General features: G+C 66.2%; 11 protein-coding genes. 6 read left to right on the plus strand and 5 right to left on the minus strand.

All coding sequences use genetic code 11. The features are described from left to right. The 6 genes from atpA to RMP08_RS04010 form a co-directional block, all read left to right on the plus strand. The coding region (gene atpA, locus RMP08_RS03985) for a F0F1 ATP synthase subunit alpha (protein WP_310467698.1) at positions 1 to 926 on the plus strand (926 nt) is incomplete at its 5' end. Positions 927 to 936: 10 nt separating this feature from the next. Beyond that, positions 937 to 1824: a F0F1 ATP synthase subunit gamma gene (locus RMP08_RS03990; protein ID WP_310467700.1), complete on the plus strand. Its 888-nt coding sequence runs from the start codon at positions 937 to 939 to the stop codon at positions 1822 to 1824. A gap of 26 nt (positions 1825 to 1850) precedes the next feature. Continuing rightward, complete coding sequence (gene atpD, locus RMP08_RS03995) at positions 1851 to 3362, plus strand: F0F1 ATP synthase subunit beta (protein WP_310467701.1); 1512 nt, start codon at positions 1851 to 1853, stop codon at positions 3360 to 3362. Between the two features lie 5 nt (positions 3363 to 3367). Further along, positions 3368 to 3553 carry a glutathione S-transferase gene (locus RMP08_RS04000; RefSeq protein ID WP_310467702.1) on the plus strand — a complete coding sequence of 62 codons (186 nt, stop codon included), beginning with the start codon at positions 3368 to 3370 and terminating at the stop codon, positions 3551 to 3553. Further along, positions 3553 to 3810: an ATP synthase F1 subunit epsilon gene (locus RMP08_RS04005; RefSeq protein WP_310467703.1), complete on the plus strand. Its 258-nt coding sequence runs from the start codon at positions 3553 to 3555 to the stop codon at positions 3808 to 3810. Before RMP08_RS04000 ends, RMP08_RS04005 begins: the two co-directional genes overlap by 1 nt. Positions 3811 to 3922: 112 nt before the next feature. Continuing rightward, positions 3923 to 5446 carry a CpaF family protein gene (locus RMP08_RS04010; RefSeq protein ID WP_310467704.1) on the plus strand — a complete coding sequence of 508 codons (1524 nt, stop codon included), beginning with the start codon at positions 3923 to 3925 and terminating at the stop codon, positions 5444 to 5446. Between the two features lie 48 nt (positions 5447 to 5494). On the opposite strand, the gene RMP08_RS04015 is transcribed toward RMP08_RS04010, so the two are convergent. The 5 genes from RMP08_RS04015 to RMP08_RS04035 all read right to left on the minus strand — a co-directional run. Beyond that, on the minus strand, positions 5495 to 6265 hold the full coding sequence (locus tag RMP08_RS04015; RefSeq protein WP_310467705.1) for an SIMPL domain-containing protein: 771 nt from the start codon (positions 6263 to 6265) through the stop codon (positions 5495 to 5497). 153 nt (positions 6266 to 6418) lie between these two features. Continuing rightward, a complete protein-coding gene (locus RMP08_RS04020; RefSeq protein WP_310467706.1) occupies positions 6419 to 6763 on the minus strand; it encodes an Hpt domain-containing protein in 345 nt (114 codons plus the stop codon). Then, positions 6753 to 7244, minus strand: coding sequence for a response regulator (locus RMP08_RS04025; RefSeq protein ID WP_310467707.1), 492 nt, complete (start codon positions 7242 to 7244; stop codon positions 6753 to 6755). Before RMP08_RS04025 ends, RMP08_RS04020 begins: the two co-directional genes overlap by 11 nt. A 10-nt stretch (positions 7245 to 7254) precedes the next feature. After that, a complete protein-coding gene (locus tag RMP08_RS04030; RefSeq protein ID WP_310467708.1) occupies positions 7255 to 8904 on the minus strand; it encodes a response regulator in 1650 nt (549 codons plus the stop codon). Continuing rightward, positions 8901 to 9188 (minus strand): response regulator (locus RMP08_RS04035; RefSeq protein ID WP_310467709.1); only part of this gene is annotated, 288 nt, incomplete at its 5' end. The genes RMP08_RS04035 and RMP08_RS04030, both read right to left, overlap by 4 nt.

Raw genomic sequence — 9188 nt, forward strand, 5'->3', positions numbered from 1 at the left:
TCTATGTCGCCATCGGGCAGAAGCGCTCGACCGTCGCGCAGATCGTCCGCGCGCTGGAGGAGAATGGCGCGATGGAATATACCATCGTCGTCGCCGCCACCGCGTCGGAGCCGGCCCCGCTGCAGTTCCTCGCGCCCTATACCGGCTGCGCGATGGGCGAATATTTCCGCGACAACGGCATGCACGCGGTCATCGTCTATGACGATCTTTCCAAGCAGGCGGTCGCCTACCGCCAGATGTCGCTGCTGCTGCGCCGCCCGCCGGGCCGCGAAGCCTATCCCGGCGACGTGTTCTACCTTCACTCTCGCTTGCTCGAGCGCGCCGCCAAGATGAACGACGACAATGGCGGCGGCTCGCTGACCGCTCTGCCGGTCATCGAAACCCAGGCCGGCGACGTCTCGGCCTACATCCCGACCAACGTGATCTCGATCACCGACGGCCAGATCTTCCTCGAGACCGATTTGTTCTACCAGGGCATCCGCCCGGCGATCAACGTCGGCCTCAGCGTCAGCCGCGTCGGTTCTGCGGCCCAGACCAAGGCGATGAAGAAGGTCTCGGGCTCGATCAAATTGGAGCTCGCCCAGTATCGCGAGATGGCGGCGTTCGCCCAGTTCGGCTCGGACCTCGACGCCTCGACCCAGAAGCTGCTCGCGCGCGGCGCCCGGCTGACCGAGCTATTGAAGCAGGCGCAGTACCAGCCGATGCCGGTCGAGGAGCAGGTTGCCTCGATCTACGCCGGCACCCAGGGCTTCATCGACAAGGTCGAGGTCAAGGACGTCACCCGCTACGAGGGCGCGCTGCTGTCGTACCTGCGCTCGGACAAGCCCGAGGTGCTGGCCAAGATCCGCGACACCAAGGCGCTCGACGACGACACCGCCAAGGCGCTCCGCGACGCCCTCACTGAATTCGGCAAGACGTTCGCTTAAGGCCGATTGAATGGCTTCGCTTAAATCCCTCAAGATCCGCATCGGCTCGGTCAAGTCGACGCAGAAGATCACCAAGGCGATGAAGATGGTCGCCGCCGCGAAGCTGCGCCGGGCGCAGCAGAATGCGGTCGCTGGGCGCCCTTACTCGACGCGCATGGCGGACGTCGTCGCGTCGCTCGCCAGCCGCGTCGCGGTCGGTCCGCAGAGCCCGAAGCTGCTCGCCGGCACGGGCAAGCAGGACACCCATTTGATCGTTGTCGCGACCGCCGACCGCGGGCTCGCCGGCGCGTTTTCGAGCAACGTCGTGCGCGCCGCGCGGCGCAAGGCCGACGACCTCATCGCCGACGGCAAGACGGTGCTGTTCTACATCGTCGGGCGCAAGGGCCGCCCGGTGCTCCAGCGCCTCTACCCCAAGGCGATCGTCGGCCAGCACGACACCAGCGCGATGAAGGCGCCGAGCTACGCCGACGCGCAGGCCGTCGCCGACGAGATCGCCGATCGCTTCGAAAGCGGCCAGTTCGACGTCGCCCATCTCGCCTACGCCAATTTCAAGTCGACCCTGGTGCAGGAGCCGGTGGTCGAGCAGATCATCCCCGTCGCGCTCCCCGCAGCAGATGGTGTTCGCAGTGTAAACGCGAGCAACGCCGCGGTCGAATATGAGCCCGACGAGGAAGACATTCTCGCCACCCTGCTGCCGCGCAATATCGCGGTGCAAATCTATCGCGCTCTGCTCGAGAACCAGGCCGGGTTCTATGGGTCGCAGATGACCGCGATTGACAATGCCACGCGCAACGCCGGCGACATGATCAACAAATTGTCGATCGCCTATAACCGCCAGCGCCAGGCCGCGATCACCACCGAACTCGTCGAAATCATCTCGGGCGCCGAAGCGCTCTAACGAACTCGAAGGCAAGGAAGACAAATATGGCAACCGCCGCCCCCGCCAAGCCCCGTACCAAGAAGGCCGCCGCGCCGACCGCGACCAAGGCGCCCGCGCAATCGTCCAACCTGACCGGCCGCGTCGCCCAGGTCATCGGCGCCGTGGTCGATGTGGCGTTTGATGGCGATTTGCCGCCGATCCTCGCCGCGCTCGAGACCGACAACGGCGGCAATCGCCTCGTCCTCGAGGTCGCCCAGCACCTTGGCGAGAACGTCGTCCGCACCATCGCGATGGACGCCACCGAGGGCCTCACTCGCGGCCAGACCGTGACCGCCACCGGCAGCCAGATTCGCGTCCCCGTCGGCCCGATGACGCTTGGCCGCATCATGAACGTGATCGGCGAGCCGATCGACGAGCGCGGCCCGATCGGCAGCGACCTCTCGGCCAACATCCACGCCGAGGCCCCGCCGTTCGTCGACCAGTCGACCGAGGCCGCGATCCTCGTCACCGGGATCAAGGTCATCGACCTTCTCGCGCCCTACGCCAAGGGCGGCAAGATCGGCCTGTTCGGCGGCGCTGGCGTCGGCAAGACCGTGCTCATCCAGGAGCTCATCAACAACATCGCCAAGGGCCACGGCGGCGTCAGCGTTTTCGCCGGCGTCGGCGAGCGCACCCGCGAGGGCAACGACCTGTATCACGAGTTCCTCGAGGCCGGGGTCATCGCCAAGGATGCCGACGGCAACCCGACGCCGGAAGGCTCCAAGGTCGCCTTGGTGTTCGGCCAGATGAACGAGCCGCCCGGCGCCCGCGCCCGCGTCGCTCTGTCGGGGCTGACCCAGGCCGAATATTTCCGCGATGTCGAGGGCCAGGACGTCCTGTTCTTCGTCGACAACATCTTCCGCTTCACCCAGGCCGGCTCGGAAGTGTCGGCTTTGCTCGGCCGCATTCCGTCGGCGGTCGGCTACCAGCCGACGTTGTCGACCGACATGGGCCAACTGCAGGAGCGCATCACCTCAACCAACAAGGGCTCGATCACCTCGGTCCAGGCGATCTATGTCCCCGCCGACGATTTGACCGATCCCGCGCCGGCGACCTCGTTTGCCCACTTGGACGCGACCACCACGCTCAACCGCGCGATCTCCGAGCTCGGCATCTATCCCGCGGTCGATCCGCTCGATTCGACCAGCCGCGTGCTCACCCCCGCGGTGGTCGGGCAGGAGCATTATGAAACCGCCCGCGCGGTTCAGGAGACGCTCCAGCGCTACAAGAGCCTGCAGGACATCATCGCGATCCTCGGCATGGACGAGCTGTCGGAAGAGGATAAATTGGTCGTCAGCCGCGCCCGCAAGATCCAGCGCTTCCTGTCGCAGCCGTTCCACGTCGCCGAGGTGTTCACCGGCATCCCCGGCAAGTTCGTGCAGGTCGAGGACACCGTGCGCTCGTTCAAGGCGGTGGTCGACGGCCAGTACGACCATCTCCCCGAGGCCGCGTTCTACATGGTCGGCGGCATCGAGGAAGCGGTCGCCAAGGCCGAGAAACTGGCCGAAGACGCCTGACCGTCGTGAATGAACCGCTGCGCCTCGAGGATTGCGTAAACGAGACTTGCCCGTGGTCGGGCAAGCCGGTCAGCGCCGACAGCCTGACGCGCTACCGCGGCGAGGTCGTCGGTTTCTGCAACCCCGGCTGCCGCGACAAGTTCGAGGCCGCGACCGCCGCGTTTGACGCGAAATTACAGGGACAAGACTGATGGCCGACCTCCACTTCGAGCTCGTCACCCCCGACAAACTGGTTGAATCCGGCGACGTCCACATGGTCGTCGTCCCCGGCACCGAGGGCGAATTCGGCGTGATGGCCGGCCACGCGCCCTTCATGTCGACGCTGCGCGACGGCGAGCTGGCGATCTACCGCACCAGCGGCGCGGCTCCGGAGCGTATCCCGGTCAGCGGCGGTTTCGCCGAAGTCAGCGAGCGCGGCCTCACCGTCCTCGCGGAGAATGCGGGTTAATCCCTTGCCCCTCCCGCGCCCGGGAAGAGAGGCAAGTTAGCTTTTTCTAAAAGTTTGCCGGTTATTCACCACCCCTGTTTTGTGCGCAGGACTGCACGGGGATTGGGATAGCATGAACGCATTCGGCAAACGCAATGGGCTGAGCGGCAGCGGGTCGCGCCCTTCGTTCGGCGTCGCCAAGCCGATGAAAAGCGGCAAGGCGCAGGCCCTGCCGTCGAGCGACAGCGACGAGGAATTCGCGCCCGCCGACGAGCTCACCCCCAAGCTCGATACCCCGATGGCCGACGGCGATGCCGCCAACATGGGCGCCATGGACCGCCTCAACAGCCGCCAGAACGGCAGCGGCGACGCCGCCCAGTCCAAGCAGGAAGGTTTCGAGGCCGCGGTCCACCGGATCAAGGAACAGGTGCTCCCGCGCCTGCTCGAGCGCGTCGACCCCGAGGCCGCCGCCACGCTCAGCAAGGACGAACTGGCCGAGGAATTCCGCCCGATCATCGGCGAGGTGCTGGCCGAGCTCAAGATCACCCTCAACCGCCGCGAGCAATTCGCGCTGGAGAAGGTGCTGGTCGACGAATTGCTCGGCCTCGGCCCGCTCGAGGAATTGCTGTCTGACCCGGCGGTCAGCGACATCATGGTCAACGGCCCCGACCAGACCTTCGTCGAGCGCAAGGGCAAGCTCGAAATCGCCCACATCCAGTTCCGCGACGAGGAACATCTGTTCCAGATCGCCCAGCGCATCGTCAACAAAGTCGGCCGCCGCGTCGACCAGACAACGCCGCTCGCCGACGCCCGCCTCCAGGACGGCAGCCGCGTCAACGTCATCATTCCGCCGCTGAGCTTGCGCGGCACCGCCATCTCGATCCGTAAATTCTCTGAGAAACCGATCACCCTCGACATGATGCGCAGCTTCGGCTCGATGTCAGAGAAAATGGCGACCCTGCTCAAGATCGCCGGCGCCAGCCGCATGAACATCGTCATCTCCGGCGGTACCGGCTCGGGCAAGACCACCATGCTCAACGCCATGTCGAAAATGATCGACCCCGGCGAGCGCGTCATCACCATCGAGGATGCCGCCGAGCTCCGCCTCCAGCAGCCGCACTGGCTGCCGCTCGAAACCCGCCCCCCCAACCTCGAGGGTCAGGGCGCGATCACCATCCGCGACCTCGTTATCAACGCGCTTCGCATGCGCCCCGACCGCATCATCCTCGGCGAAATCCGCGGCCAGGAGTGCTTCGATCTCTTGGCGGCGATGAACACCGGGCATGACGGCTCGATGGCCACGCTCCACTCCAACTCCCCGCGCGAATGCCTCGCGCGTATGGAGAACATGGTGATGATGGGCGACATCAAGATCCCCAAGGAGGCGATCAGCCGCCAGATCGCCGACTCGGTCGACCTCATCATCCAGGTCAAGCGCCTGCGCGACGGCTCGCGCCGCACCACCAACATCACCGAGGTGATCGGCATGGAGGGCGAAGTCATCGTCACCCAGGAGCTGTTCAAGTTCGAGTATCTCGACGAGACGTCGGACGGCAAGATCCTCGGCGAGTACCGCTCGATGGGCCTGCGCCCCTACACGCTGGACAAGGCCAAGCAGTTCGGCTTCGACCAGCCGTATCTTGAGGCGTGCCTCTAGATACCTCAAAAGCGCCTTGAGGCTTGCCTGTAGACGCTCGCCCGCGCGTTACCGCTCCATCCGATACAGGAGTCCGAGCGACACCCCGGTGTCGAGCTGGCCCGGAGCGACGATTCCACCGTCGCGCTCCGGTACCGGCGGCGGCGGGGGAGGCGGCGCACTGAGGTTGACCACCCGCGCCCCGGTGACCACCACGTCGGTGCCGCGGAACGACGTCCCTTCCTCGATCGACAGCAAGCGGACCGATGTAAATCCGTTGGCGCGGGCGTATTCGGTGGCTTCCTCGGCGCCCCGGGCCAGCGCCCGCAGCCGTGCCTCGCGGCGCAGCGGCGCGGGGTCCGCGATTGCGAAATTCGGGCCGTAGACGGTGGTCGCGCCGGCTTCGGTGAGCCGGTCAATCAGCCCGGTCAGCGAATCGATGTCGCGGGTCTTGATCAGCACCGAGTTGGTTGCGATGTAGCCGGCCAGCCGCTGCTGACCGCGCCCGTCGATCTGCTCGTAGCGGTAATCGGCCTGGAGCTGGATGCCCTGGGTTTGGATGTCGCGCTCGCGCAGGCCCGCGGCGCGGATCGCGGCCAGCAATCGCTCGGTCTTGATCTTGTTGGCGGCGACCGCTGCGGTGGCTGTCGGGGCCCGGCCCTCGGTGCCGACCGTCAGGCTCGCCTCGTCAGGCGGGCGGCGAAGCGTCTCGGCGATGTTGACGCGCACCAAAGGGGTCGCCGCGAGATCCGCGAGGCTCGCCTCGGGCACGATCTGCGCCGCAGCCGGCGCGGCCGCACCGCCGGCGGCCAGCGCGGCGAGCAAAATTGAAATGGTCATTCGCATGGGGTGGCGCTCCGATCGTCAGGAGCAATTCAACCAGCCGCCACCAAGCGAGGTTCCGCGCCGACCTTCTTCGCCACGGTCGCGTTGCTGGTTAACCCGGTTGGGCGGCAGCTGCGTGAGGACGGGCGGCGCGGCCGCCCCGCGCGATTAGGCCGCCTTGGCGCGGATCGCCGGCACCGCGTACAACCGCACGTCGTGGCCCGCGGCGTAACACTCGAGCAGCGCGACCGAGACGTCGTCCCCGGTCTGGCACGCATTCTCCACCGCCCGCGCGCGATCGGACAGGCGCATCAGCCCCAGCATCCCCGCCTGCGAGATGATCTTGTGCGCGCGCTCCTGAAGGATCTGCCCGCTCGCCCCGACCAGCGCGTGCATCTGCCGGTCGAGCTCGTCGAGATGAACGCGGAGCCGCTCCGGCAGGATCAACCGCTGGACAATCTCGAATTGCACAGCGTCGAAGATGGCCGGGTCGACCGGTTCCTCAGCGGGCATGGCGCGACGCTTGCCCGTTCGCGCCGTTGGCACCGTTCGCGCCATAAGTCCCAAGCCCGCCGTCGCCGGCGCGATGGGCGCGATAGCCGGGCGCCGCGGCGGGCCTGGTCTCGCCGCTCTTGTCGATCAGCGCCTCGACCCGCGCCACCAGCTCGTCGGGATCGAACGGCTTGCGCAGATAGTCGCTGGCGCCGGCGACAAAGGCGATCTCCTCGTCGGCATGGCTGCGCCGCCCGGTCAGCATCAGCACCGGCGTAGCGAACGCGCTCGACGAGCCGCGGATTTCCTTCAAGGCCATGATGCCGGACACCTCGGCCATCGAGCAGTCGAGGATCACCACGTCGGGCCGCTTGAGCTCGACCACGTCCTTGACCGGCTTGCCGTCGGTCAGCTCGCCGACGATATGCCCGCGCGCCTCGAGCGCCGCGCGCACGATACCCACGACCAGCTCGTCGTCGTCGGCTATGATGATTCTCGGCACTTCGCCCTCCTCAGGCTGCGGATCGCGTGGGTTGCGGGAGCGGCGCATTGCTTGCAGCCGTGGCCGACGGAGGGCCGGCCGCCTTGTCGAGCGCGCGCCGGATGGCGTCGTGCAAATCCTGCTGCTTGAACGGCTTGGCGATATGGCCATCCATACCCGCGGCGCGGAACGCGCGAACCTGGTCGGGCAGCGCGTTAGCGGTCATCGCGATGATCGGTACCTGGCTGCCCGGCCCGTCGAGTTGACGGATGCAGCGGGTCGCGGTGACCCCGTCCATGCGCGGCATCTGAATATCCATCAGCACCAGGTCGAAGCGATTGGCCTTGACCGCCTCGACCGCTTCGAGGCCGTCGTTGGCGATCGCCACCAGATGCCCGGCGCGGCTGAGGATGGTGCAGGCGAGCTCCTGGTTCATCACCAAATCCTCGACCAGCAAGATGTTGACGCCCGCGGCCATGTCGGGAGGAGCGCGTAGCGAGGCCTGTATGTCGCTCTTGGTCGCGGTCGCCAGATCGACCTCGAACCAGAAGGTCGATCCGCGGCCGTCGTTGCCGCGATAGCCGATGCGGCCGCCCATCAGCTCGACCAGGCTCTTGCAGATCGACAGGCCGAGCCCGGTGCCGCCATGCTCGCGGCTGACCGATGCGTCGGCCTGGGCGAATTGCTGGAACAGCCGGCGCTGGCCGTCCTCGGTAATCCCCGGACCGGTGTCGGTGATGGCGAAGCACAGCAACTCCCGGCCGGGGCTGGCGCGGCTGAGCGCGACACTGAGGGTGATCGAGCCATGTGCGGTGAACTTGACCGCATTGCTCAGCAGGTTGAGCAGGATCTGGCGCAGCCGGGCCGGATCGCCGCAGTTGAACATCGCCAGCGCCGCATCCATCGTGACCCGCAGGTCGAGACCCTTGGCTTCCGCCGTCACCCGCACAATCGAGACCGTGCTATCGACCAGCGAGGCCAGCGAGAACGGCTCTTCGACCAGCTCGACTTCCCCCACGTCGAGCTTGGAGAAGTCGAGAATGTCGTTGACCACGGTGAGCAAAGCACCACCGGCGTTCTTGACCTGCTCAAGATAGCGGCGCTGGATCTTGGTCAGAGCGACATCGTCGAGCAGCAAGTCGCTGAACCCGATGATGCTGTTAAGGGGCGTGCGGATTTCGTGGCTCATATTGGCCACGAAGGTCGCCTTGACCGCGTTCGCCGCCTCGGCCTCCGCGCGCGCGATGTCCATACGCAAGGTCAGCGCGTGCGCCGCCTCTTCCAGCGTCTTGCGCTCGATCGCGTAGCGCAGCGCGCGGAGCAGCCCGCGGCTGTCGATCTGCCCTTTCATCAGATAGTCCTGCGCACCCTCATGCAGGGCTTCGACCGCCAACGTTTCGTCATCGTGCCCGGTCAGCACGACCAGCGGGATATGCGGAGCGGCGATTTGCGCGCGGCGTACCGCTTCCAACCCTTGCGCATCGGGCAGGCCGAGGTCGAGCAGGATGATGTCGACGTCCTGTTTGGCGAGGTGGCTCTCCGCCTCCGTCATCGAGCTGACGTGGATCAATTCGGTCGAGTGGGGGCCGTGCGCGTCGAACATCTCGCGCAACAGGCGGGCGTCGCCGGGGTTGTCCTCGACCACCAGCAGCAACGCCATATGTTTCGATGCGGCGTTCATTCGCCGGCCCTTTTCTGCTTGGGCAATTTGGCTTTCTTGAACCAGAAGTCATTGATGCTCTTGACCAAATTCTCGAACGCCTCGAGTTGGACCGGCTTGCTCAAATAGCTGTTCGCGTGGAGGCTGTAGCTCTGGTTGATGTCGATCTCGGCATCGGAGGTGGTCAGGATCACGGTCGGGATGGTCTTGAGGCTTTCGTCGCCGCGGATGTGTTTGAGCACTTCGCGGCCGTCCTTCCGCGGCAGATTGAGATCGAGCAGGATCAGGTCGGGCCGCGGCGCGCC

This window comes from Sphingomonas sp. (assembly GCF_031426035.1).
GTDB lineage: Bacteria > Pseudomonadota > Alphaproteobacteria > Sphingomonadales > Sphingomonadaceae > Sphingomicrobium.

Coding starts and splice junctions, on each gene's coding strand:
- RMP08_RS04010 (WP_310467704.1), top strand. CDS start 3,923: ATGAACGCATTCGGCAAACGCAATGGGCTGAGCGGCAGCGGGTCGCGC.
- RMP08_RS04030 (WP_310467708.1), bottom strand. CDS start 8,904: ATGAACGCCGCATCGAAACATATGGCGTTGCTGCTGGTGGTCGAGGAC.
- RMP08_RS04020 (WP_310467706.1), bottom strand. CDS start 6,763: ATGCCCGCTGAGGAACCGGTCGACCCGGCCATCTTCGACGCTGTGCAA.
- RMP08_RS03990 (WP_310467700.1), top strand. CDS start 937: ATGGCTTCGCTTAAATCCCTCAAGATCCGCATCGGCTCGGTCAAGTCG.
- atpD (WP_310467701.1), top strand. CDS start 1,851: ATGGCAACCGCCGCCCCCGCCAAGCCCCGTACCAAGAAGGCCGCCGCG.
- RMP08_RS04005 (WP_310467703.1), top strand. CDS start 3,553: ATGGCCGACCTCCACTTCGAGCTCGTCACCCCCGACAAACTGGTTGAA.
- RMP08_RS04015 (WP_310467705.1), bottom strand. CDS start 6,265: ATGACCATTTCAATTTTGCTCGCCGCGCTGGCCGCCGGCGGTGCGGCC.